The organism is Pseudomonas sp. 01L34 (assembly GCF_056400265.1).
On sequence record NZ_JBFTSX010000007.1, the window covers coordinates 228,640 to 252,094 of the forward strand.

Sequence of the window (23,455 nt, forward strand, 5' to 3'; positions counted from 1 at the left end):
ACGGACCCGCAAGTGAAAAATGCAAGCACTCGATTCATAAAAATCATCCACCGGCGTTGGTCGCGTGGAGCTTGCGAGTCATAAAAACAATGAAAACACTAAAAACCCAAATCGCCATCATCGGCGCCGGCCCCTCTGGTTTGCTACTCGGCCAATTGCTGCATAACGCCGGCATCGACACCCTGATTCTCGAACGCCAGACCCCGGACTATGTGCTGGGACGCATCCGTGCCGGTGTCCTCGAACAAGGCATGGTAGAGCTGTTGCGTCAGGCCGGAGTGGGCCAGCGTATGGACGCCGAAGGGCTGGTCCACACCGGCTTCGAACTGGCCCTGGACGGGCGCCGGGTACACATCGATCTGCAAACATTGACCGGTGGCAAAACCGTGATGGTGTATGGCCAGACCGAGGTCACCCGCGACCTGATGGCCGCTCGTCGGGACACTGGCGCGCAGACAATTTATTCGGCCGGCAACGTCGTCCCCCACGGCATGAAAAGCGCTGAACCCTATGTGACCTTCGACAAGGACGGCGAAACGTATCGACTCGATTGTGACTACATCGCCGGTTGCGACGGTTTCCATGGCGTGGCGCGACAGTCGATTCCTGCCGACTGCCTGAAGGTATTCGAGCGGGTGTATCCGTTCGGCTGGCTGGGGATTCTCGCTGACACTCCGCCAGTTCACGAGGAGTTGGTCTATGCGCGGCATGAACGGGGCTTTGCGTTGTGCAGCATGCGTTCGCCGACACGCACCCGTTATTACCTTCAGGTACCGGCCCAGGATCAGGTCGATGACTGGTCCGACCAACGCTTCTGGGACGAACTCAAATCCCGTCTGCCAGCCGCCCTCGCCGATGTGCTGGTGACCGGCCCGTCGATCGAGAAAAGCATCGCGCCGCTGCGCAGTTTCGTGGTCGAGCCGATGCAGTACGGGCGGATGTTCCTGGTCGGCGACGCCGCGCACATCGTCCCGCCCACCGGTGCCAAAGGCCTGAACCTGGCGGCCAGCGACGTCAGTACGTTGTTCAATATTCTGCTGAAGGTTTACCGCGAAGGCCGTGTTGATTTGCTGGAGAAGTATTCCGAAATCTGCCTGCGGCGGGTGTGGAAAGCCGAACGGTTTTCCTGGTGGATGACCTCGATGTTGCATCGCTTCGACGAGCACGACGCGTTCAGTCAGCGCATCAGCGAATCGGAACTGGCCTATTTCGTTGACTCCGAGGCGGGCCGAAAAACCATCGCGGAAAACTACGTCGGCCTTCCGTACGAGGCTATCGAATAGGCTCCTATCGACTTACACTGGCGAGCACTCCCGCTCGCCTTGCTCCTTGCGGGTCCATTACTGTCCGCAGGTTTTACCGTGACCAATCTCAACCGGCCTGAAACGCCCAAACCGGCTATTCGCAGCGTGCTGATCGCCCTGATGCTGGCGATCTTTCTGGGCGCGCTGGACCAGACCATCGTCGCTGTGTCGATGCCGGCGATTTCCGCGCAGTTCAAGGACGTCAGCCTGCTGGCCTGGGTCATTTCCGGCTACATGGTGGCGATGACCGTGGCGGTGCCGATCTACGGCAAGCTCGGCGATCTGTATGGCCGCCGCCGGTTGATGCTGTTCGGCATGGGCTTGTTCACCCTGGCTTCATTGTTCTGCGGCATGGCGCAAAGCATGGAGCAACTGGTGCTGGCGCGGATCTTTCAAGGCATCGGCGCCGGCGGAATGATTTCGGTGAGCCAGGCGATCATCGGCGACATCGTTCCACCGCGCGAACGCGGTCGCTATCAGGGCTATTTCAGCAGCATGTACGCGGTGGCCAGCGTGGCCGGCCCGGTACTCGGTGGCTACATGACCGAATACCTGTCCTGGCGCTGGGTATTCCTGATCAACCTGCCGTTGGGCCTGGGTGCCTGGTGGGTGGCTTATCGCACGCTGGTAGGGCTGCCGGTGCCGCAGCGCAAGCCGATCATCGACTACCTCGGTACGTTGCTGATGATCATTGGCCTGACGGCGTTGTTGCTGGGCATCACTCAGGTTGGCCAGGGGCATTCGTGGCGCAGTCCCGAAGTGGCGGGTTTGCTCGGTTGTGCGGTGGCGGTGCTGGCGGTGTTCGTCTGGCATGAACGGCGGGCGCGGGAACCGTTGCTGCCGATGCATTTGTTCGCCAACCGCAATGCGATCCTTTGCTGGTGCACGATTTTCTTCACCAGTTTCCAGGCGATTTCCCTGATCGTGCTGATGCCGCTGCGCTTCCAGAGCGTCACCGGCGCCGGGGCCGACAGCGCGGCACTGCACCTGTTGCCGCTGGCCATGGGCTTGCCGATAGGCGCCTATTTCGCCGGGCGCCGGACCTCGGTGACCGGTCGTTACAAACCGATGATCCTGACCGGCGCGTTGCTCATGCCGTTGGCGATTCTCGGCATGGCGTTCAGTGCGCCGCAGGCGTTTGTGCTGAGCAGCCTGTTCATGTTGCTCAGCGGCATCGCCAGCGGAATGCAGTTCCCGACGTCGTTGGTGGGCACGCAAAACTCGGTGGATCAACGGGACATTGGCGTGGCCACCAGCACCACCAATCTGTTCCGTGCTCTGGGCGGTGCAGTGGGCGTGGCGTTGATGTCGGCACTGTTGCTGGCGTTGTTGCAGGATTCCAGTTTCGCGCACCTGGCCGGCTCGTCGCTGATTGCCGAGGGTCGTTCGGGGAATGTCTTGCTCGATGGTTTGAACGCCGCGCCGGGGGATGCGCAAAACGCCTTGCGCGCCGAGCTGCTGCTGACCTTCAGGCATTTGCTGATGGTCAGCGCGGCGGTGTCGCTGCTGGGGTTGGTGGCGGCGATTGCCATGCCGAACAGGGTGTTGCGCGGGCGGGAAGACAAGGTTCGCTAGAAAGACCGAGTCGCCTGCATTCGCGAGCAAGCCCTGTGGCCAGTGTAGTGAGAGGGATTATCTGTGGTGGGCGGATTATCTGTGGCGAGGGGGCTTGCCCCCGTTCGGCTGCGCAGCAGTCGCAAATCAGGCACCACGGACTATCTGAAAAGCCGTGGTGAATGGAGATGGGGCGGCTACGCCACCCAACGGGGGCAAGCCCCCTCGCCACAAGCAAGCTCCCTCGCCACAAAAGTCCCACTCCCAGGCCCACTCCACATAACATCACTGCATCGGGCTATTGAGGCCGGGCGTGCAGCTGTTGTTGCAGGTTCTGGATCTGCGCCTGCAGGGTGTTGATGTTGCGGGTGACCTGGCCACGGAAGGCGTCGAACTCGGCGGTATTGTTGCCACCTTGCGCCGCGGCCGGGCGGTTGTCCTGTTGGCTTTTGAGCACGATCATGTCTTGCTCCAGACGCTCGACGGCGGCGCTCGGGTTACCTTGCCGCTTCAGCGCAGCGATATCGGCGCCAAGGCTTTTGAGTTGGGCGTCGACTTTGCTGGTATCGGCCGGTGCGCTCTTCAACGCGGCCAGCTCGCCGCTCAAGGCTTTGACCTGGGCCTGCAACTGAGCATTGGCGGCTTGTTGTTCGCTGGCCTGCGTGGTCATTTGCGCCAGGCGCTTGTCCAGATCGGAGGTCTGGCCGAGCACGCCTTGCTGCTGTTTACTCTGATCCTGGAGTTTGCTTTCCAGCTGTTTGCTCTGGTCCTGGAGCTTGCCTTCCAGTTGTTTGATTTGCAGCTTCAACGCTTCACTGCCGGTGTTGACCGTGGACTGGCTGGCCACGACCTTGCCGGAAATGTCCTGCAAGCGCCCCGCCGCTTCCTCACTGATACGGGCGAAACTTTCCTGGGTCGCCACCAGTTGTTGTTCCATCAGCGATATCTGCTGGAAACTCCACCAGGCAAGGCCAGCGAAGGCAAAGAACAACGCACCGACCAACGCCCATAGCGGGCCGGTGCTCGGGCCTTTGACCTTGACTACCGGTGTGGTGCGCGAATGCACGGAAGTGCGCGCGGTGGTCGGAAAATCATCGTCGTCGAGGCTGTCGGCACGCAGGCTCGGTACATCGTCGAAGTCGTCGTTGGCATCGTTACGCATGGACATTGAGTCAACCTTTGTAAAACGCGGTGATGGCTTGATGCGGCGAAGTATAACCCTCGCTGCCGCACCGGTTGACCCTGAACCCCGAACTCGGTTCAGTGAGGGCCGGCCCTTGTGTGTCAGCGAGTGTCCTGAGCCTTCCACCAGGCGCAAAATTCATCGAGGGCGGTCCAGAGACTGACTTTCGGATCGTAATCCAGATAATGCCGGGCGCGACTGATGTCCAGGGTGAAATTTTTGTTCATTACCTGCATGCCCAGCCGCGACAGGGTCGGCTCGGGACGACCCGGCCACAGCTTGCAAACACCCTCGTTGAGCGCGGCAAGGCTGTAGGCCAAGCCGTAGGAACGGTAACGGGTCACCTGTGGCACATCCATTTTTCGCATCACGTAATTGACCACATCCCACAACGGCACCGGCGCTCCGTTGCTGATGTTGTAGGCCTTGCCCAAGGCCGAACCGCTGGCCAGCAAGCTGCTGAACAACGCCTCATTGAGGTTTTGCACACTGGTGAAGTCAACCTTGTTCAGGCCATTGCCGATAATCGCCAACCGCCCTTTGCGCTGCATCTTCAGCAACCTGGGGAAAATGCTCATGTCGCCTGCGCCCGTCACGAAACGCGGGCGCAGGGCCAGGGTTTCGAGGCCGAACTCCTGCGCACCGAAAACTTTCTGCTCGGCCAGGTATTTGGTTGCGGCGTAAGGATGCTTGAAGCGCTTGGGCACCTGGTCTTCGGTCAACCCCAGATGATCGCGGCCATCGAAGTAAATCGATGGCGACGACAAGTGCACCAAGCGCCGCACCCGTTGTTTCAGGCAGGCCTCGACCACGTTCTCGGTGACCTCGACGTTGCCTTGATGGAAGTCCTGATAGCGCCCCCACAAACCGACAGAGCCTGCGCAATGGACCACGGCTTCGACGTCGGAACACAGGTCGCGCGCCAGTTGCGGGTCGCTCAAGTCGCCCTGGATGAACTCGGCACCACGGCGAACCAAATGCTCGACGCTCTCGGCCCGGCGACCGTTGACCCGCACATCCAGGCCCTGCTCCAGGGCGAAACGCGCAAAGCGCCCGCCAATGAAGCCGCTTGCGCCGGTGACCAGAATCTTCATGTATTGCTCCGAATATTTCGTTTTGCGTTTTACGTTTTGCATAGGGCGTGAGGTCTTGACGCCAGCCGTCAGTCCAACGGCACCAGCCATTGCTTCGACGAGCGCACCAATTGATCGGTGAGTAACCCCAACAGCTGACCGCCATTGCGCCAATGATGCCAGTACAGCGGCACATCGATCGGCTTATCTGGCAAAAGCTCCACCAATTGGCCGCGCGCCAGTTGCTCGCGCACCTGCAATTCAGGCACCAGGCCCCAGCCAAGCCCTGCTTCCGTGAGACGAAGAAACCCTTCGGAAGACGGGCATAAATGGTGTTCGAAACCGCCATTCACGCCGACTGACGCGAGGTAACGATGCTGCAGGAAATCGTCCGGGCCAAATACCAGCGCCGGGGTTCTGGCCAACTGATCGGCGCGCACACCTTGGGGAAAATGCCGGGCAATGAATGCAGGGCTGGCCAACGCACGGTAGCGCATCGCCCCCAACAGCACGCTGCGCGCACCGGCCACCGGCCGCTCACTGGCGCACAGACACCCCGCCACTTCGCCTGCGCGCATGCGTTTGAGGCCGACGGTCTGGTCTTCCACCACCAGGTCGAGCAACAGATGCTCCTGCGCGCAAAAATCCCCCACCGCCGCAGCCCACCAGGTGGCCAGGCTGTCAGCGTTCAGCGCGATGCGCAGGCGTTCCGGCAGGCCTTCTTCGTCCAGCGCCGGCACCAGGCTTTGCAGATCGCGCTCCAGCAATCGCACCTGCTGCACATGGTTGAGCAATCGCCGGCCAATCTCCGTCGGAGCGGGAGGCGTGACCCGCACCAGCACCGGTTGGCCGACCCGCGCCTCAAGCAGTTTGATGCGCTGGGAGATGGCCGATTGGGACAAGCCCAAGACCTGCGCGGCGCGTTCGAATCCGGCCTGCTCGATCACGGCGGCGAGCGCGGACAGTAATTTGTAGTCGAACATCAGTTTTCCTAATGAGCGATCAGCACTATTGGTTTTTCTTATACAACTTCCCACCGGAGAATGGCCAGCAAGAACTCTTGAACAAGGATCACCAACATGGCTGGCGAAACCTCATTGGCAACCCTGCTGCGCAGCATGAGCCCGCAACTCAACGACGGCGAATACGTGTTCTGCACCTTGCCCGACGGCAAGCTGCCCACTGGCCTTGAGATTGTCGGCAGCTTCCGCGAACAGGAAGGGCTGACGGTGATTCTGCAACGTTCCCACGCCGAGAAGGCCGGTTTCAGCTTCGACTACATCGCTGCCTGGATCACCTTGAACGTGCACTCAGCCCTTGAAGCCGTCGGCCTGACCGCCGCGTTCGCCACGGCACTGGGCCAGGCCGGCATCAGTTGCAACGTGATTGCCGGCTACTACCACGACCATTTGTTCGTCGGCCAGGCCGATGCCGAACGCGCCCTGCAGGTACTGCGGGATCTGGCGGCCAACGCGGAGTAAAAATCTTATGTGGCAAAGCTATGTGAACGGCCTGTTGGTGGCCGCCGGGCTGATCATGGCGATCGGCACTCAGAATGCGTTTGTGTTGGCGCAGAGCCTTCGACGTGAACATCACCTGCCGGTGGCGGCGCTCTGCGTAACCTGCGATGCGTTGCTGGTAGCCGCCGGGGTGTTCGGCCTGGCGACGTTGCTGGCGCAGAACCCGACTCTGTTGGCCATCGCTCGTTGGGGTGGCGCGGCGTTTCTGCTGTGGTATGGCAGCCTGGCGCTGCGTCGGGCCTGCTCGAAACAGAGCCTGCAACACGGCGAGAACCAGACCGTGCGCTCATTACGGGCGGTGCTGCTCAGCGCTTTGGCGGTGACCCTGCTCAACCCGCACGTTTATCTGGACACCGTGTTGCTGATCGGCTCCCTTGGCGCACAACAGACCGAGCCCGGTGCTTATGTCGTGGGCGCGGCCAGTGCTTCGTTGCTGTGGTTTTTCACCCTGGCCTTCGGCGCAGCGTGGCTGGCACCGTGGTTGGCACGCCCCAGTACCTGGCGAATTCTCGACCTGTTGGTGGCCGTGATGATGTTCACCGTAGCGATTCAACTAGTCATCGCCGGGTGATTTATTCCAAAAGGCTCTGGAACCTCTATCCCACACAGTTGTTGCGTGGTTATGCCGCACCCCCGGTGCTATGATCCGATCCCTGCGCCGCAAAGAGTACAAACTCCCCGGCGCATGTCTGGCCGCCCGTGATCGGCCTTGCGCTCACCGCAACTGACCTGATTAGGAGAATCATCATGGCTTTCGAATTGCCGCCGCTGCCTTACGCGCACAATGCCCTGCAGCCGCACATTTCAGAGGAAACTCTGCAATACCACCACGACAAGCACCACAACACCTATGTCGTGAACCTGAACAACCTGGTGCCAGGCACCGAGTTCGAAGGCAAGACCCTGGAAGAAATCGTCAAGACTTCCTCGGGCGGTATCTTCAACAACGCCGCTCAGGTCTGGAACCACACTTTCTACTGGAACTGCCTGGCGCCAAACGCCGGCGGTCAACCAACCGGCGCTCTGGCTGATGCCATCAACGCTGCTTTCGGTTCGTTCGACAAGTTCAAGGAAGAGTTCAGCAAAACGTCCATCGGCACCTTCGGTTCCGGTTGGGGCTGGCTGGTGAAAAAGGCTGACGGTTCCCTGGCCCTGGCCAGCACCATCGGCGCCGGCAACCCGCTGACCAGCGGCGACACCCCGCTGCTGACCTGCGATGTCTGGGAACACGCTTACTACATCGACTACCGCAACCTTCGTCCGAAGTACGTCGAAGCGTTCTGGAACCTGGTCAACTGGAAATTCGTGGCAGAGCAGTTCGAAGGCAAAACCTTCACCGCTTAAGCTTCGCGCCAGTCAAAAAACCCGGCTTTTATGCCGGGTTTTTTACGCCATCGAAAATCCGTACGTGGGGCGTGCTTTCCCACAACGCGAGCCGCATTCGCCCTCTTGCCCCCGCAGCACAGCGGTCTAACATCAACACAAGGAAAAATTGCCTCAACCTCCTCAAGTTGAAGGCCCCGGCAACCGACACAGTGTTAATAGGGCAAATACTCCAAACAGCAGCCTATCGGCCAAGCTACCGGCAATATCCCCCGGGTTGGATTGTCCCTTTGACTGCCATCACGGGATTGCCAATACTCATGGCAACTTGACGCTACCCGCACGGAACAAGGAATAACCCTTTGAAGCTGGAACTCAAGAACAGCTTGTCGGTGAAGTTACTCCGGGTCGTGCTCCTGTCGGCATTGATCGTCGGCGTAGTCTTGAGCTGCGCACAAATTGTTTTCGATGCCTATAAAACACGTCAGGCGGTTGCCAACGATGCCCAGCGCATCCTCGACATGTTCCGCGATCCCTCCACCCAGGCGGTCTACAGCCTGGATCGGGAAATGGGCATGCAGGTGATCGAAGGCCTGTTCCAGGATGACGCCGTGCGCATGGCCTCCATCGGCCACCCCCACGAAGCCATGCTCGCGCAAAAATCCCGCGAGCTTCAGCAGTCCCACAGCCGCTGGCTGACTGACCTGATCCTCGGCCAGGAACGCACGTTCACCACCCAACTGGTGGGTCGCGGTCCCTACAGCGAGTACTACGGCGACCTGAGCATTACCCTCGACACCGCCACCTACGGCCAGAGCTTCATCGTCAGTTCGGTGATCATCTTCATCTCTGGCGTCTTGCGCGCCCTGGCCATGAGCCTGGTGTTGTATCTGGTTTACCACTGGCTGCTGACCAAACCATTGTCGCGGATCATCGAACATCTGACTGAAATCAACCCGGACCGGCCCAGCGCCCACAAGATCCCACAGCTCAAGGGTCATGAAAAAAACGAGCTGGGGGTCTGGATCAACACCGCCAACCAGCTGCTCGAATCCATTGAGCGCAACACTCACCTGCGCCACGAAGCAGAAAACAGCCTGTTACGCATGGCCCAGTACGATTTTCTCACCGGTCTGCCGAACCGCCAGCAATTGCAGCAACAGCTGGACAAGATCCTTGTCGACGCCGGCAAACTGCAGCGTCGGGTCGCGGTGTTGTGTGTCGGGCTCGATGACTTCAAAGGCGTCAACGAACAGTTCAGCTACCAGACCGGCGACCAGTTGCTGCTGGCCCTGGCCGATCGCCTGCGGGCTCACAGCGGCCGCCTCGGCGCCCTCGCCCGCTTGGGTGGCGACCAGTTCGCGCTGGTCCAGGCCGACATCGAACAACCCTACGAAGCCGCCGAACTGGCCCAAAGCATTCTCGATGATCTGGAAGCGGCGTTCGCCCTCGATCATCAGGAAATCCGCCTGCGCGCCACCATCGGCATCACCCTGTTCCCCGAGGACGGTGACAGCACCGAGAAGCTGCTGCAAAAAGCCGAGCAGACCATGACCCTGGCCAAGACGCGCTCGCGCAACCGCTATCAGTTCTATATCGCCAGCGTCGACACGGAAATGCGTCGGCGTCGCGAGCTGGAAAAAGATCTGCGCGACGCCTTGATCCGCGACCAGTTCTACCTCGTCTACCAGCCGCAGATCAGCTACCGCGATCATCGCGTGGTAGGTGTCGAGGCGTTGATTCGCTGGCAGCATCCCGAGCATGGGCTGGTGCCGCCGGACCTGTTCATCCCGCTGGCCGAGCAGAACGGCACCATCATTGCCATTGGCGAATGGGTTCTGGACCAGGCCTGCAAACAACTGCGCGAGTGGCACGATCAGGGCTTCGTCGACCTGCGCATGGCGGTGAACCTGTCCACCGTGCAATTGCACCACGCCGAGTTGCCGCGGGTGGTCAATAACCTGCTGCAGATCTACCGCCTGCCACCGCGCAGCCTGGAGCTGGAAGTCACCGAAACCGGCCTGATGGAAGACATCAGCACCGCCGCCCAGCACTTGCTGAGCCTGCGTCGCTCCGGCGCGCTGATCGCCATCGACGACTTCGGCACCGGTTATTCGTCATTGAGTTATCTGAAAAGCCTGCCGCTGGACAAGATCAAGATCGACAAGAGCTTCGTTCAGGACCTGCTCGATGACGACGACGATGCGACCATCGTCCGGGCCATCATCCAGCTGGGCAAAAGCCTGGGCATGCAGGTGATTGCCGAAGGCGTGGAAACCGCCGAGCAAGAGGCCTACATCATCTCCGAAGGCTGCCACGAAGGTCAGGGTTATCACTACAGCAAACCGCTGCCGGCGCGGGAATTGAGCGTCTACCTCAAGCAGGCCCAGCGCAGTAACGCGGCCATCCTCTGAAACAACGGCGATCTTTTGATCTGCGTGAATAAGAAATATTTGCAGGCGCAACCCTTTACAGATAATGCGAAAGATTTGCATTATGTGGCACTTTTGCGCACCGCCCGTGCGCGCCCACTCCATCACCGAAGCAGGATGTTCGCCATGATTCGTATGCCTCTGGCCACCGCCAGTCTGCTGGCCATCGCTATTTCCCTCGCCGGTTGCGGCGAAGGCAAAGACAAGGCTGCCGCTCAACAAGCGCCGACCCCGGCCGCCAGCACAGCTGCGCCTGCTACCACCGCTAAAGTCGATGAAGCCGCCGCCAAGGCTGTGGTCGCGCATTACGCCGACATGGTCTTTGCCGTTTACAGCGATGCCGAATCCACCGCGAAAACCCTGCAAACCGCCGTCGACGCGTTCCTCGCCAAGCCGGACGCCGACACTCTCAAAGCCGCCCGGGCTGCCTGGGTCGCGGCCCGCGTGCCTTACCTGCAGAGCGAAGTGTTCCGCTTCGGCAACACCATCATCGACGACTGGGAAGGTCAGGTGAACTCCTGGCCACTGGACGAAGGCCTGATCGACTACGTCGACAAATCCTACGAACACGCACTGGGTAACCCGGGCGCCACCGCCAACATCATCGCCAACACCCAGATTCAGATCGGCGAAGACAAGGTCGACGTGAAAGACATCACCCCGGAAAAACTCGCCAGCCTGAACGAGCTGGGCGGTTCCGAGGCCAACGTCGCCACTGGCTACCACGCCATCGAATTCCTGCTCTGGGGCCAGGACTTGAACGGCACCGGCCCTGGCGCCGGCAACCGCCCAGCCTCCGACTACCTGGAAGGCAAAGGCGCTACCGGCGGTCACAATGATCGTCGTCGCGCTTACCTGAAATCCGTGACCCAACTGCTGGTCAACGACCTGGAAGAAATGGTCGGTAACTGGAAGCCGAACGTGGCCGACAACTACCGCGCCACCCTGGAAGCGGAACCGGCTGAATCCGGTCTGCGCAAAATGCTGTTCGGCATGGGCAGCCTGTCCTTGGGCGAACTGGCGGGCGAGCGCATGAAGGTTTCCCTGGAAGCCAACTCCCCGGAAGACGAACAGGATTGCTTCAGCGACAACACCCACAACTCGCACTTCTACGATGCCAAAGGCATTCGTAACGTGTACCTGGGCGAATACACCCGTGTCGACGGCACCAAAATGACCGGCGCCAGCCTGTCGTCCCTGGTGGCCAAGGCTGACCCTGCTGCCGACACCACGCTGAAAGCCGACCTGGCTGCGACCGAAGCCAAGATCCAGATCATGGTCGATCACGCCAACAAGGGTGAGCACTACGACCAACTGATCGCTGCCGGCAACACCGCTGGCAATCAGATCGTGCGCGACGCCATCGCCTCGCTGGTCAAGCAGACCGGTTCGATCGAAGCCGCTGCCGGCAAACTGGGCATCAGCGACCTGAACCCGGACAACGCTGATCACGAGTTCTGATCAACGCTGGCTGAGCGAATACAAAGGCGACCTTCGGGTCGCCTTTTTCATGCCTGTCTTTTGGGTGATGCTGATGACCTCATCGCGGGCAAGCCACGCTCCCACGGGGTCAGCGCAAAACCCTGTGGGAGCGTGGCTTGCCCGCGATGGGGGCGACGCGGTCTGACATCAAACCCTGCCTCACATCAACCAAACGATAATTCCTCTTATTCAAACTCCCCTGCCCTGTTAGACTTTGCGCCCTTGTTTTGCTCGTCTTGCAGGATGTCCGATGCCCACGCTGCCTCTTCGCTTGTCTGCACTGTTGCTGGCCCTGGGCCTGAGTGCCTGCGATGACGCCCCGCGTTTTACCCAGGCCGAACCTGGTGAAGCCCGGTCCGGTGGCAGCGCGACAGTGCGCAAGACCGATAAGAACGCATTCTCCTTGCCCTCCGCCAATCTGCCGCCGTCACGACGCGTCGACTTCAGCGTCGGCAACAGCTTCTTTCGCAGCCCCTGGGTGATCGCGCCGTCGACCACCACCGCCCGCGATGGCCTCGGCCCGTTGTTCAATACCAACGCCTGCCAGAACTGCCACATCAAGGACGGGCGCGGTCATCCGCCAACGCCCGATGCGCCGAATGCGGTGTCGATGCTGGTACGCCTGTCGATCCCCAATGCCCCCGCCTACGCCAAGGTCATCGAACAACTGGGCGTGGTGCCGGAGCCGGTCTACGGCGGCCAGTTCCAGGACATGGCGGTGCCCGGCGTCGCCCCGGAAGGCAAGGTGCGCGTCGATTACACGCCAGTCCCGGTACGCTTCAAGGACGGCAGCGAAATCGAGTTGCGTAAACCAATCTTGCAGATGACCCAACTCGGCTACGGCCCGATGCACCCGGACACACGTTTCTCGGCGCGCATCGCACCGCCGATGATTGGCCTGGGCTTGCTTGAAGCGATTCCCGACGAGGCCATCCTGGCCAACGCCGAGGCTCAGGCCCGGGAGAAAAACGGCATCGCCGGACGACCGAACCGGGTCTGGGACGACGCGCAGCAGCAGACTGTTCTCGGACGATTTGGCTGGAAAGCCGGGCAACCGAACCTCAATCAGCAGAATGTTCATGCGTTCTCTGGTGATATGGGCCTCACGACCAGCCTGAGACCCATTGATGACTGCACCGACGCCCAAACTGCTTGCAAACAGGCGCCCAACGGCAATGGCCCCGATGGCGAGCCGGAAGTCAGCGACAACATTTTGCGTCTGGTGCTGTTCTACAGCCGTAACCTCGCCGTGCCGGCCCGTCGCGATGTTGGCGCACCTGAGGTGCTGGCCGGCAAGAATCTGTTTTTCCAGGCCGGATGCCAGTCCTGTCACACCCCTCAATACACCACCGCCGCCAACGCCGCGGAACCTGAATTGGCCAATCAAGTGATTCGCCCTTACAGCGATCTGCTGCTGCACGACATGGGCGACGGTCTGGCCGACAACCGCACCGAGTTCCAGGCCAGTGGCCGCGACTGGCGTACGCCGCCGTTGTGGGGCATCGGCCTGACGCAGACGGTCAGCGGACACACCCAGTTTTTGCACGACGGCCGCGCCCGCAACCTGCTCGAAGCCGTGCTCTGGCATGGCGGCGAGGCAAAAGCGGCGCAACAACAGGTTTTGTCTTTCAACGCCGAGCAGCGCGCGGCGTTGCTGGCGTTTTTGAATTCCCTTTAATACGTATTCCTTCAGCGGGAGCCCGACATGTTCCGTCCCAAATTGTTGTTCACCAGCCTTGCCGCCCTCGCCCTGGGCGCCTGTTCGCCCCAGGATCCGCAAGCGGTCACCTCGGCGGCCATCGCCAAGCAAGTGATCCTGCCGAGCTACAGTCGTTGGGTGGAAGCCGACCGGCAATTGGCGGTCAGCGCCCTGGCGTTCTGCCAAGGCAAGGAAACCCTGGACACCGCTCGCGCCGACTTCCTGCACGCGCAAAAAGCCTGGGCCGAGTTGCAACCGCTGCTGATCGGGCCGCTGGCCGAAGGCAACCGTTCGTGGCAGGTGCAGTTCTGGCCGGACAAGAAAAACCTCGTCGGCCGTCAAGTCGAGCAACTGGTCACTGCGCAGCCGCAGATCGATGCTGCCGCCCTGGCCAAGTCCAGCGTCGTGGTGCAAGGCCTCTCGGCTTATGAATACATCCTGTTCGACAGCAAGATCGACATGGCCGACAGCGCTCAGAAAGCCAAATACTGCCCGCTGCTGACCGCCATTGGCGAGCGTCAGAAGCAACTGGCCGAAGAGATCCTGTCGCGCTGGAACACCAACGACGGCATGCTCGCGCAGATGAGCAAATTCCCCAACCAGCGCTACGCCGACTCACACGAAGCGATCGCCGATCTGCTGCGTGTGCAAGTGACTGCACTGGACACCCTGAAGAAAAAACTCGGCACGCCGATGGGCCGTCAGAGCAAGGGTACGCCACAGCCATTCCAGGCCGATGCCTGGCGCAGCCAATCGTCGCTCAAAGGCATGGAAGCAAGCCTGAGCGCTGCGCAAACCGTCTGGGTGGGTGTCGACAACAAAGGCCTGCGCGGTCTGTTGCCGAGCGAGCAAAAACCGTTGGCCGACAAGATCGACGCGGCCTACGCAGCGTCCCTGAAACTGCTTGCCGGCAACCAGCGCTCGCTGACCGACATGCTCACCGACGATGCCGGTCGCCAGCAGCTGAACGACATCTATGACAGCCTCAACGTTGTCCACCGCTTGCACGAAGGCGAACTGGCCAAGGCGCTGGGCATCCAACTGGGCTTCAACGCCAACGACGGCGACTGATGAGGGCAAGTGCCATGCTGCGACGCCAGGCTCTGACGTTAGGGAGTTTGCTGCTGGGTGCGGTGACACTGGGCGGCTGGACGCTGTTCAAGCAAAAGGACAAAAGCCCGCTGCTGCTCTCGGCGCGGGACGACGGTGACGGCAAGCACTATGCCGTCGGTTATCGACTGGACGGCACCCGGGTGTTTGCCACCCAGGTCGGTCAGCGCTGCCATGACATCATCAACCACCCGACACTGCCGATTGCGCTATTCGTCGCTCGGCGTCCGGGCACCGAGAGCTACCTGATCGACCTGCGCGACGGCACGCTATTGCAAACCGTGGTGTCGCAGCCGAACCGGCACTTCTACGGTCACGCGGTGATTCACCAGAGCGGTGACTGGTTGTACGCCACCGAGAACGACACCTCCGATCCGGGCCGTGGCCTGCTTGGTGTGTATAAGTTCGAAGGTGAGCGACTGGTGCACAGCGGCGAAATTTCCACCCACGGCGTCGGCCCGCATCAGGTGTCGTGGATGCCCGATGGCGAGACGCTGGTGGTGGCCAACGGCGGTATTCGCACCGAGGCCGAAAGCCGGGTCGAGATGAACCTCAATGCCATGGAACCGAGCCTGGTACTGATGCAGCGCGACGGCACGCTGCTGAGCAAGGAAACACTGGCCCAGCAGATGAACAGCGTGCGGCACTTGGGTATCGCCAGTGACGGCACCATCGTCGCCGGTCAGCAGTTCATGGGCGATGCTCACGAGTCTTCGGAGCTGCTGGCGATCAAGCGCCCCGGTCAACCGTTCGTGGCCTTCCCGGTGCCTGAGCATCAGTTGCAGGCCATGGGGCATTACACCGCCAGCGTTGCCGTACACAGCGAACTGCGTCTGGTCGCCCTGACCGCGCCGCGGGGCAACCGCTTTTTTATCTGGGACCTGGACAGCGGTGAAGTACGCCTGGATGCACCGCTTCCCGATTGCGCCGGGGTCGGGGCCGTGGCCGATGGTTTTGTCGTGACCTCCGGGCAAGGCCGTTGCCGGTTCTACGATTGCCGCCAGACAAACCTTGTTGCAAAACCTCTGGAATTGCCTGCGGGGCTCTGGGACAACCACCTTCACCTGATCTGAACACGCAACCTGTAGCGGCTGGCGCAGCCTGCGTTTGGCTGCGCAGCAGTCGTGAAATCAGACACCGAGTTGTATCAGACGAACCGCGGTGTCTGGATTACGACTGCTTCGCAGCCGAACGCAGGCTGCGCCAGCTGCTACAGTTGGAATCCCCTTCGCAGTGGGAGTAATGTTTTCGCCTGTCTCACCTGATTTTCTCCAAGGAAATGGAAATATGCTGCGTCGCCGCATGCTGATCATGTTGGGTGTTGTCCTGCTAATCTTGCTGGTCCTGGCCGGTTACAAAGCCTTCTCCATCTATACGATGATGAAGGGCTTCTCTGTACCGAAACCACCGATCAGCGTCGCCGTGGCCACCGCCACCGAACGTCCGTGGCAAAGCCGTTTGCCAACGGTCGGCACCCTTACGGCGCTGCAAGGGGTCGATCTGAGCCTGGAGGTCGACGGCACCGTCAAGGAAGTTCAGTTCGAGTCAGGACAGAAGGTCAAGGTCGGTCAGCCGCTGCTGCAACTCGACAGCGCCGTGGAAACCGCCCTGCTGGCAACCGCCCAGGCCGACCTGGGACTGGCGCAACTGGATTACGGTCGCGGCAGCCAACTGGTAGGCAGCCAGGCTATTTCCAAAGGTGAGTTCGACCGACTCTCGGCGGTATTGCAAAAGAGCCGGGCCACGGTCAATCAGCTCAAGGCGGCGCTGGAGAAAAAACGAATCCTCGCACCGTTCAGCGGGACCATCGGTATTCGTCGGGTAGACGTCGGCGAATACGTGGCCAGCGGCACGATGATCGCCACCCTGCAAGACCTCAGCAGCCTCTACGTCGACTTCTTTGTACCCGAGCAGGACGTGCCGAAGATCACCCTCGGCCAATCGGTACAGGTCATCGTCTCGGCCTACCCGACGGAAACTTTCCCCGGCACCGTCAGCGCCATCAACCCGAAGGTAGAAAGCAGCACCCGCAACGTGCTGGTGCGCGCGACCCTGGCCAACCCCGATGGCAAACTCCTGCCGGGGATGTTTGCCAGCCTGCAGGTGTTGTTGCCCGACCCGCAGCCGCACATCGTGGTGCCGGAAAGCGCGATCAGCTACACCCTTTATGGCAACTCGCTGTATGTCGTCGCGCAGAAAAAGGCCGAAGACGGCAGCCTCGAAAAAGACGACAAGGGCGAACCGGTTCTGATCGCCGAACGACGCTTCGTCGAAACCGGCGAGCGCCGCGACGGGATGGTCATGATCACCAAAGGCGTGCAGAACGGCGAAAAAGTGGTCACGGCTGGTCAGCTCAAACTGGACCACGGCGCGCACGTTGCCATCAGCGACGACAAGACCCTGGCTGAGAAGAACAGTCAGCCGCGCGCTGACTGATCAAGGAATCCCCATGGCTTTTACCGATCCGTTCATCCGCCGCCCGGTGCTCGCCACCGTGGTCAGCCTGTTGATAGTGCTGCTGGGCTTCCAGGCCTGGAGCAAGTTGCCGCTGCGCCAATACCCGCAAATGGAAAACGCCCTGATCACGGTGACCACCGCTTATCCCGGAGCCAACGCCGAGACCATCCAGGGCTATATCACCCAACCGATGCAGCACAGCCTGGCCAGCGCCGAGGGCATCGACTACATGACCTCGGTCAGTCGCCAGAACTTCTCGGTGATCTCGATCTACGCGCGTATCGGCTCCAACACCGACCGCCTGTTCACCGAACTGCTGGCCAAGGCCAACGAGGTCAAGAACCAGCTGCCCCAGGATGCCGAAGACCCGGTGCTGAGCAAGGAAGCCACCGGCGCCTCGGCGCTGATGTACATCAGTTTCTTCAGCAACGAGCTGAGTAACCCGCAGATCACCGACTACCTGTCCCGGGTTATCCAGCCGAAACTGGCGACCCTGCCGGGCATGGCCGAAGCCGAGATTCTCGGCAACCAGGTGTTCGCCATGCGCCTGTGGCTGGACCCGGTGAAGCTCGCCGGTTTCGGCCTGAGCGCCAGCGATGTGACCAACGCCGTGCGCCAGTACAACTTCCTCTCCGCCGCCGGCGAAGTGAAAGGCGAGTACGTGGTCACCAGCATCAACGCCAACACCGAACTCAAGTCCGCCGAGGCCTTTGGCGCAATTCCGCTCAAGGTCGACGGTGACAGTCGTGTGCTGTTGCGAGACGTGGCGCGGGTCGAGATGGGCGCGGAGAACTACAACACCATCAGCTCCTTCGGCGGCACACCTTCGGTGTACATCGGCATCAAGGCCACACCCGGCGCCAACCCGCTGGACGTGATCAAGGAAGTGCGCAAGATCATGCCGGACCTGGAAGCCCAGCTGCCGCCAAACCTCAAGGGCGAAATCGCCTACGACGCCACGCTGTTCATCCAGGCCTCCATCGACGAGGTGTTGAAAACCCTGTTCGAAGCGGTGCTGATCGTGATTGTGGTGGTGTTCCTGTTCCTCGGCGCCCTGCGTTCGGTGGTGATCCCGGTGGTGACCATTCCACTGTCGATGATCGGCGTGATGTTCTTCATGCAGATGATGGGCTACTCGATCAACCTGCTGACCTTGCTGGCGATGGTCTTGGCCATCGGACTGGTGGTGGACGACGCCATCGTGGTGGTGGAAAACATCCACCGGCACATCGAAGAAGGCAAGACACCGTTGGATGCGGCCATCGAGGGCGCACGGGAGATCGCCATGCCGGTGGTGTCGATGACCATCACCCTGGCGGCGGTCTATGCGCCGATCGGCTTCCTGACCGGCCTGACGGGGGCGTTGTTCAAGGAGTTTGCCCTGACCCTGGCCGGGGCGGTGGTGATTTCCGGTGTCGTCGCCCTGACGCTGTCGCCGATGATGTGCGCCATGCTGCTGCGCCACGATGAAAACCCCAGCGGCCTGGCCCATCGCCTGGACGTGATCTTCGAAGGCCTCAAACGCCGCTACCAGCGCGTGCTTCACGGCACTCTCAACACCCGGTCGGTAGTGCTGGTGTTCGCGGTGATCGTGCTGTGCCTGATCCCGATACTGCTCAAGTTCACCAAGTCGGAACTGGCGCCGGACGAAGACCAGGGCGTGATCTTCATGATGGCCAACGCCCCGCAACCAGCCAACCTCGACTACATGAACGCCTACACCGACGAGTTCGTCGCCATTTTCAAGGAGTTTCCCGAGTACTACTCCTCGTTCCAGATCAACGGCTTCAACGGCGTGCAATCGGGGATCGGCGGCTTCCTGCTCAAACCCTGGAATGAACGCCACCGGACCCAGATGCAGATCCTGCCGCTGGTCCAGAGCAAACTGGAAAGCATTCCCGGACTGCAAATATTCGGCTTCAACCTGCCGTCCCTGCCAGGCACCGGCGAGGGCTTGCCGTTTCAATTCGTGATCAACTCGGCTAACAGCTACGAGGCGCTGCTGCAGGTGATGGACCGAGTGAAAAAAAGAGCGATGGAATCCGGCAAGTTTGCTTTTGTCGACGTCGACCTGGCCTTCGACAAGCCCGAAGTGGTAGTGGATATCGATCGCGCCAAGGCTGCGCAGATGGGTGTGTCCATGCAGGACCTGGGCGGTACTCTTGCGACGATGCTGGGCGAGGCGGAGATCAACCGGTTCACCATCGAAGGTCGCAGCTACAAGGTCATCGCTCAGGTGGAACGGCCCTACCGCGATAACCCTGACTGGCTGAACCATTATTACGTCAGGAACACCAAGGGCGAACTGCTGCCCCTGTCGACCCTGATCACCGTGACCGACCGCGCGCGGCCGCGTCAGTTGAACCAGTTCCAGCAACTCAACTCGGCGATTCTTTCCGGGGTCCCGCTGGTCAGCATGGGTGAAGCCATCGACACCGTGCGCCAGATCGCCCGGGAAGAGGCACCGACGGGTTACGCCGTCGACTATGCCGGTGTCTCACGGCAATACGTTCAGGAAGGCAGCGCGCTGTGGGTCACCTTCGCCCTGGCCTTGGCGATCATCTTCCTGGTGCTGGCGGCCCAGTTCGAAAGCTTCCGCGATCCGCTGGTGATTCTGGTGACTGTGCCGCTGTCGATCTGTGGCGCATTGATCCCGTTGTTCCTCGGCTGGTCGAGCATGAACATCTATACCCAGGTGGGGCTGGTGACGTTGATCGGACTGATCAGCAAGCACGGGATCCTGATCGTCGAGTTCGCCAACCAGTTACGCAAGGAGAAAGGCCTGACACCTCGCGAAGCGGTGGAGGAAGCGGCGGCCATTCGCCTGCGCCCGGTATTGATGACCACAGCGGCAATGGTGTTCGGCATGGTGCCGTTGATCATCGCCACGGGCGCGGGAGCCGTCAGCCGGTTCGACATCGGCACGGTGATCGCAACGGGGATGTCGATCGGGACGCTGTTCACCTTGTTCGTGCTGCCATGCATTTACACATTGCTGGCCAAACCCGATAAACCTTAACGTCAAAAAGCAAAAGGCCTCGCAACTGCGAGGCCTTTTATTTGGGCTTCAATCTGTTCAACTCTGTGGCCTCAGTCCCTGAGAAAGTCCGAACATGAACAGTAACAAGTCATGATCGGGTTGAGTGGCCACGGGTGCTTTGGCTACCCGGGGCAACGGACAACGTGCGTCGCCGTGCACGGAACTGAGGACTTGCGTGCGGGGCTGCTCCCAGGCAGCCACCGCCAAAGAAGCAACTGCCAAGGCTCCGGCTAAAAACAAACCTCGTGCAATTTCGAGTTTCATTGCAATAAGCCTTTGATAGCGCTGCCAAACGCCTTGTTATAAAAGTAGACGAGTTTTTCCCCGTCTGTATCGCTGAACGACGAGTGGCGACGCCTTTGCTTCAGGTCATGGGGCGCAGCTGCATAGTGCACTGTCATTCCGTTACCTCTTGCGTAATACATAGACCCGCCACATGGCATAGAGCGGTAAAAAATCCATTTGCCCCTGAATATGGAAACCCGCCTGCTCGAACTCCTTTTCAATCGTGGCAGCCGGTAACACAAATCGAGTCTGGTAACCTTCCTGCCCACGCATCCTCTCGGCGCGCTTGCGTTTCCAGGCCTTGAAATTGCCGTCTACCCACAACGAAACAATCACGCTGTCGCGGGTGACACGCTCGAATTCACGCAGGATGGTCAGTCGTTGCTCGGCTTCACCGATGTGATGGAGCAGACGCATGCAGAAAATGCTGTCGACCGCGTTATCGGGCAAGGCAATGTCGAATGCAGACGTGTGCAAGGGTTGTACCCTTTTGACCACGTCGGCGGGTTGAGTGCGCATGGCAGTCTTGAGCATGGACACCGAGTTGTCGGCCCCGATGATGACACGGTTGTGCTTTTCCGCGAGCAACGGCCAGAAACGCCCGGCACCGCAGGGCAAATCGAGGACCAGGCCAGGTTCACCGGCCAACGCCAGGGCCTTTCGCGCCAGGTGTTCATCACGCCATTGGGACAGCCGGCGACCGAGCCCCACCTGGTGCTTGCGCACATTTTTCTGTGCGGGTTGATCGTCGTATTTTTCGGAGAAGCCGAGCTTTATCGGGCCAGCCATGACTGCAATCTCCTGAGCTTCTGATGACAACCACCTTAAGTTGCGGGGTGTCAGCGTCAGGTCATGCGTTGGTGAAAATTTCGTCAGGTAAACCCGGAATCATTTCAGGGTTTTACGGAGCCGATTTATTTTTCAACCCATTCACCGCTTTTTCTGACTCAACTCCACCTGGAAGCGACAACCGTTGGGCTCCATGTTCGTCAGGCTGACACTCCAGCCCTGGTTCTCGCAGATCCGTTGCACCAGCGACAGCCCCAGCCCCAAGCCCTCGCCACGCTTTTCGCTGCCGCGCACGAAAGGCTCGAACATCGCCTCGCGTTTTTCTTCCGGAATGCCCACACCACTGTCCTCGACCACGAACCCCGTATCCGTCAGGGCCAAGCGGATAAACCCATGCTCGGTGTAATGCAGCGCATTACGCAACAGGTTGCCCATCACCGCGTGCAGAAGCGTCGCGTTATAGCGAGTGTCCGGCGGGTTGCCCAACTCGACGTTCAACGTCAGGCCCTTGGCTTCGATCGGTTCGCGCCATTGGCAAAGCAACCCGTCGGCCACCTGACTGAGGCTCTGCTGGGGGCCCATGCTGGCGTCTTCATGCTGAGCGCGGGCCAGCATGAGGAAGGTCTGCACCAACTCGCGCATCTCTGCGCAAGCCCGGGCGATCCGCTCGACCTGGGCACGCCCGCGCTGATCGATGCCGGGGTTTTCCAGCAACAATTCACAGGAACTGGCCAACACCATCAATGGCGTGCGCAGTTCGTGGCTGACGTCACTGGTGAACAATCGCTCACGGGTCAACGCCTGACGCAAGCGCCCGAGGGTGGCGTCGAAGGCCACGGCCAGCTCGCCCACTTCATCGGCGGCATAATCCGGCGCCAGTGGCGGTGCCAGGCCCAACAGCTGATCGCGATGGCGCACCTGGCGGGCCAGTCGCACCACCGGCGCCATCACCTTGCGCGCCAGCACCCAGCCCAGAAATACCGCCAGCGCCAGGCTCAGTACGAACCCCACCAGCACTACGGCAAACAGCACCCGTTCACGCTCTTCGAAATCGCTCTGGTCCTGCAACAGCACGTAGCGCCGTCCGTCGACGATTTCGACCATGGCGTGATACGACAGATGGTCGCGAAAGACTTCATGAAAACCCGAGTCCAGGTGCCGCAAATCCTTGGGTAACTCAAAATCGCCCGGCCCGCCGCTGAAATAGAACAACTGGTCCGGCTCGGGGCGGTGGCTCCAGTCCGTCACGCTGTCCATCAGCAACAGGCGTTGCAAATCGCCACCCAGACCTGACGAAATCAGTTTCTCCTCCACCAGGTGCACGGTCGCGATGATGCCTATCGCGAAGGCTCCCGCGACCAATGCGCTCATCAACGCAAAGGCGATGATGATCCGTTGCGAAAGGCTCTGCTTAAACTCCATCACGGCCCTCGGCCAAGCGATAACCGACGCCGTGCACCGTGTGCAGCAGGGGTTTGGCGAACGGCTTGTCGATCACCTGGCGCAATTGATGGACGTGGCTGCGCAGGCTGTCGCTGTCCGGGCAGTCGTCGCCCCACAGGGCCTCTTCGAGAATTTCCCGGCGCAGCACGTGCGGGCTTTTCTGCATCAACACCGCCAGCAACTTCAGGCCCACCGGGTTGAGTTTCAGCAGACGGCCTTCGCGCGTCACCTCCAGGGTATCGAGGTCGTAGCTCAGATCGCCGACCTGCAAGGCACGGCGACCGCCACCTTGGGCACGGCGCATGACCGCCTCGATGCGCGCCGCCAGTTCTGACAGGGCAAAGGGTTTGATCAAGTAATCGTCGGCGCCGGATTTGAAGCCTTGCAGACGGTCGTCCAGTTGATCGCGCGCAGTGAGCATGATCACCGGCGTATCACGGCGGGCGTCTTCGCGCAGGCGTTTGCACAGGGTGTAGCCATCGATACCGGGCAGCATGATATCGAGTACGATCAAGTCGTAATGCTCGGTGGCCGCCAGGTGCAAGCCAGATAAACCGTCCTGCGCGCAATCCACGGTGTAACCTTTGAGCCCCAGATAATCGGCCAGGTTGGCCAGGATATCGCGGTTGTCTTCAACCAATAGAATTCGCATCGGCACCTCCTCCGTATACAGTAACGGCCGTCTTGGCCCGCGCAGCTTAAGGCCTAGTGTGACTCAGGGCTAGGGCGGCCGGTCGTAGAATCGATGCGCTCAACCAAAT

19 protein-coding genes are annotated in these 23,455 nt (G+C 60.6%); 12 read left to right on the forward strand and 7 right to left on the reverse strand.

Annotated features, from left to right (window positions below; genetic code table 11):
* Nucleotides 1-89: 89 nt before the first annotated feature.
* Both pobA and AC1DQM_RS22835 read left to right on the forward strand, forming a co-directional pair.
* Nucleotides 90-1,283: a 4-hydroxybenzoate 3-monooxygenase gene (gene pobA / locus AC1DQM_RS22830; RefSeq protein ID WP_018926568.1), complete on the forward strand. Its 1,194-nt coding sequence runs from the start codon at nt 90-92 to the stop codon at nt 1,281-1,283.
* Nucleotides 1,284-1,361: 78 nt separating this feature from the next.
* Nucleotides 1,362-2,879: an MDR family MFS transporter gene (locus AC1DQM_RS22835; protein ID WP_477744535.1), complete on the forward strand. Its 1,518-nt coding sequence runs from the start codon at nt 1,362-1,364 to the stop codon at nt 2,877-2,879.
* 277 nt (nt 2,880-3,156) lie between these two features.
* Here the strand turns inward: AC1DQM_RS22835 and AC1DQM_RS22840 are convergent, their stop codons facing one another.
* The 3 genes from AC1DQM_RS22840 to AC1DQM_RS22850 form a co-directional block, all read right to left on the reverse strand.
* Nucleotides 3,157-4,026 (reverse strand): hypothetical protein, encoded by an 870-nt coding sequence (locus tag AC1DQM_RS22840; protein ID WP_018926570.1) that lies wholly within the window; start codon nt 4,024-4,026, stop codon nt 3,157-3,159.
* 116 nt (nt 4,027-4,142) lie between these two features.
* The gene (locus tag AC1DQM_RS22845) at nt 4,143-5,135 is read right to left on the reverse strand and encodes an NAD-dependent epimerase/dehydratase family protein (RefSeq protein ID WP_477746897.1); all 993 of its coding nucleotides are present in this window, start codon (nt 5,133-5,135) and stop codon (nt 4,143-4,145) included.
* Nucleotides 5,136-5,203: 68 nt separating this feature from the next.
* A complete protein-coding gene (locus AC1DQM_RS22850; protein ID WP_018926572.1) occupies nt 5,204-6,097 on the reverse strand; it encodes a LysR family transcriptional regulator ArgP in 894 nt (297 codons plus the stop codon).
* Nucleotides 6,098-6,193: 96 nt separating this feature from the next.
* Here AC1DQM_RS22850 and AC1DQM_RS22855 point away from each other — a divergent pair, with 96 nt between their 5' ends.
* From AC1DQM_RS22855 to AC1DQM_RS22900, 10 genes are all read left to right on the forward strand, one after another.
* Nucleotides 6,194-6,595: an ACT domain-containing protein gene (locus tag AC1DQM_RS22855; RefSeq protein WP_477746898.1), complete on the forward strand. Its 402-nt coding sequence runs from the start codon at nt 6,194-6,196 to the stop codon at nt 6,593-6,595.
* 7 nt (nt 6,596-6,602) lie between these two features.
* Entirely contained in the window at nt 6,603-7,205 is a 603-nt protein-coding gene (locus tag AC1DQM_RS22860; RefSeq protein ID WP_477746899.1) for a LysE/ArgO family amino acid transporter, read from the forward strand.
* Between the two features lie 176 nt (nt 7,206-7,381).
* A complete protein-coding gene (locus AC1DQM_RS22865) occupies nt 7,382-7,978 on the forward strand; it encodes a superoxide dismutase (protein ID WP_007938876.1) in 597 nt (198 codons plus the stop codon).
* Between the two features lie 341 nt (nt 7,979-8,319).
* Nucleotides 8,320-10,371: a putative bifunctional diguanylate cyclase/phosphodiesterase gene (locus AC1DQM_RS22870; RefSeq protein ID WP_477746900.1), complete on the forward strand. Its 2,052-nt coding sequence runs from the start codon at nt 8,320-8,322 to the stop codon at nt 10,369-10,371.
* A 144-nt stretch (nt 10,372-10,515) separates the two neighbouring features.
* Nucleotides 10,516-11,850 carry an imelysin family protein gene (locus AC1DQM_RS22875; RefSeq protein WP_305411326.1) on the forward strand — a complete coding sequence of 445 codons (1,335 nt, stop codon included), beginning with the start codon at nt 10,516-10,518 and terminating at the stop codon, nt 11,848-11,850.
* A 271-nt stretch (nt 11,851-12,121) separates the two neighbouring features.
* Entirely contained in the window at nt 12,122-13,549 is a 1,428-nt protein-coding gene (locus AC1DQM_RS22880; protein WP_477746901.1) for a di-heme oxidoreductase family protein, read from the forward strand.
* Nucleotides 13,550-13,576: 27 nt separating this feature from the next.
* The gene (locus AC1DQM_RS22885; RefSeq protein WP_018926578.1) at nt 13,577-14,641 is read left to right on the forward strand and encodes an imelysin family protein; all 1,065 of its coding nucleotides are present in this window, start codon (nt 13,577-13,579) and stop codon (nt 14,639-14,641) included.
* 14 nt (nt 14,642-14,655) lie between these two features.
* Nucleotides 14,656-15,753, forward strand: coding sequence for a DUF1513 domain-containing protein (locus AC1DQM_RS22890; RefSeq protein WP_018926579.1), 1,098 nt, complete (start codon nt 14,656-14,658; stop codon nt 15,751-15,753).
* A 214-nt stretch (nt 15,754-15,967) separates the two neighbouring features.
* A complete protein-coding gene (locus AC1DQM_RS22895; protein WP_477746902.1) occupies nt 15,968-17,116 on the forward strand; it encodes an efflux RND transporter periplasmic adaptor subunit in 1,149 nt (382 codons plus the stop codon).
* Nucleotides 17,117-17,129: 13 nt separating this feature from the next.
* Nucleotides 17,130-20,156: a multidrug efflux RND transporter permease subunit gene (locus tag AC1DQM_RS22900; RefSeq protein ID WP_477746903.1), complete on the forward strand. Its 3,027-nt coding sequence runs from the start codon at nt 17,130-17,132 to the stop codon at nt 20,154-20,156.
* Between the two features lie 57 nt (nt 20,157-20,213).
* Here the strand turns inward: AC1DQM_RS22900 and AC1DQM_RS22905 are convergent, their stop codons facing one another.
* From AC1DQM_RS22905 to colR, 4 genes are all read right to left on the reverse strand, one after another.
* A complete protein-coding gene (locus AC1DQM_RS22905) occupies nt 20,214-20,441 on the reverse strand; it encodes a hypothetical protein (RefSeq protein ID WP_082920824.1) in 228 nt (75 codons plus the stop codon).
* Between the two features lie 141 nt (nt 20,442-20,582).
* Nucleotides 20,583-21,251: a class I SAM-dependent methyltransferase gene (locus tag AC1DQM_RS22910; RefSeq protein ID WP_064616321.1), complete on the reverse strand. Its 669-nt coding sequence runs from the start codon at nt 21,249-21,251 to the stop codon at nt 20,583-20,585.
* Between the two features lie 141 nt (nt 21,252-21,392).
* Nucleotides 21,393-22,673 (reverse strand): sensor histidine kinase, encoded by a 1,281-nt coding sequence (locus tag AC1DQM_RS22915; RefSeq protein WP_064616320.1) that lies wholly within the window; start codon nt 22,671-22,673, stop codon nt 21,393-21,395.
* Nucleotides 22,663-23,346: a two-component system response regulator ColR gene (colR, locus tag AC1DQM_RS22920; protein WP_007938890.1), complete on the reverse strand. Its 684-nt coding sequence runs from the start codon at nt 23,344-23,346 to the stop codon at nt 22,663-22,665. The genes AC1DQM_RS22915 and colR overlap by 11 nt, the downstream gene beginning before the upstream one ends.
* Nucleotides 23,347-23,455: the final 109 nt, after the last annotated feature.

What these genes read in the sequence shown, in the direction of transcription:
- pobA (WP_018926568.1), top strand. Translation starts at nt 90, where the DNA reads ATGAAAACACTAAAAACCCAAATCGCCATCATCGGCGCCGGCCCCTCT.
- AC1DQM_RS22840 (WP_018926570.1), bottom strand. Translation starts at nt 4,026, where the DNA reads ATGTCCATGCGTAACGATGCCAACGACGACTTCGACGATGTACCGAGC.
- AC1DQM_RS22845 (WP_477746897.1), bottom strand. Translation starts at nt 5,135, where the DNA reads ATGAAGATTCTGGTCACCGGCGCAAGCGGCTTCATTGGCGGGCGCTTT.
- AC1DQM_RS22850 (WP_018926572.1), bottom strand. Translation starts at nt 6,097, where the DNA reads ATGTTCGACTACAAATTACTGTCCGCGCTCGCCGCCGTGATCGAGCAG.
- AC1DQM_RS22855 (WP_477746898.1), top strand. Translation starts at nt 6,194, where the DNA reads ATGGCTGGCGAAACCTCATTGGCAACCCTGCTGCGCAGCATGAGCCCG.
- AC1DQM_RS22860 (WP_477746899.1), top strand. Translation starts at nt 6,603, where the DNA reads ATGTGGCAAAGCTATGTGAACGGCCTGTTGGTGGCCGCCGGGCTGATC.
- AC1DQM_RS22865 (WP_007938876.1), top strand. Translation starts at nt 7,382, where the DNA reads ATGGCTTTCGAATTGCCGCCGCTGCCTTACGCGCACAATGCCCTGCAG.
- AC1DQM_RS22875 (WP_305411326.1), top strand. Translation starts at nt 10,516, where the DNA reads ATGATTCGTATGCCTCTGGCCACCGCCAGTCTGCTGGCCATCGCTATT.
- AC1DQM_RS22880 (WP_477746901.1), top strand. Translation starts at nt 12,122, where the DNA reads ATGCCCACGCTGCCTCTTCGCTTGTCTGCACTGTTGCTGGCCCTGGGC.
- AC1DQM_RS22885 (WP_018926578.1), top strand. Translation starts at nt 13,577, where the DNA reads ATGTTCCGTCCCAAATTGTTGTTCACCAGCCTTGCCGCCCTCGCCCTG.
- AC1DQM_RS22890 (WP_018926579.1), top strand. Translation starts at nt 14,656, where the DNA reads ATGCTGCGACGCCAGGCTCTGACGTTAGGGAGTTTGCTGCTGGGTGCG.
- AC1DQM_RS22895 (WP_477746902.1), top strand. Translation starts at nt 15,968, where the DNA reads ATGCTGCGTCGCCGCATGCTGATCATGTTGGGTGTTGTCCTGCTAATC.
- AC1DQM_RS22900 (WP_477746903.1), top strand. Translation starts at nt 17,130, where the DNA reads ATGGCTTTTACCGATCCGTTCATCCGCCGCCCGGTGCTCGCCACCGTG.
- AC1DQM_RS22905 (WP_082920824.1), bottom strand. Translation starts at nt 20,441, where the DNA reads ATGAAACTCGAAATTGCACGAGGTTTGTTTTTAGCCGGAGCCTTGGCA.
- AC1DQM_RS22910 (WP_064616321.1), bottom strand. Translation starts at nt 21,251, where the DNA reads ATGGCTGGCCCGATAAAGCTCGGCTTCTCCGAAAAATACGACGATCAA.
- AC1DQM_RS22915 (WP_064616320.1), bottom strand. Translation starts at nt 22,673, where the DNA reads ATGGAGTTTAAGCAGAGCCTTTCGCAACGGATCATCATCGCCTTTGCG.
- colR (WP_007938890.1), bottom strand. Translation starts at nt 23,346, where the DNA reads ATGCGAATTCTATTGGTTGAAGACAACCGCGATATCCTGGCCAACCTG.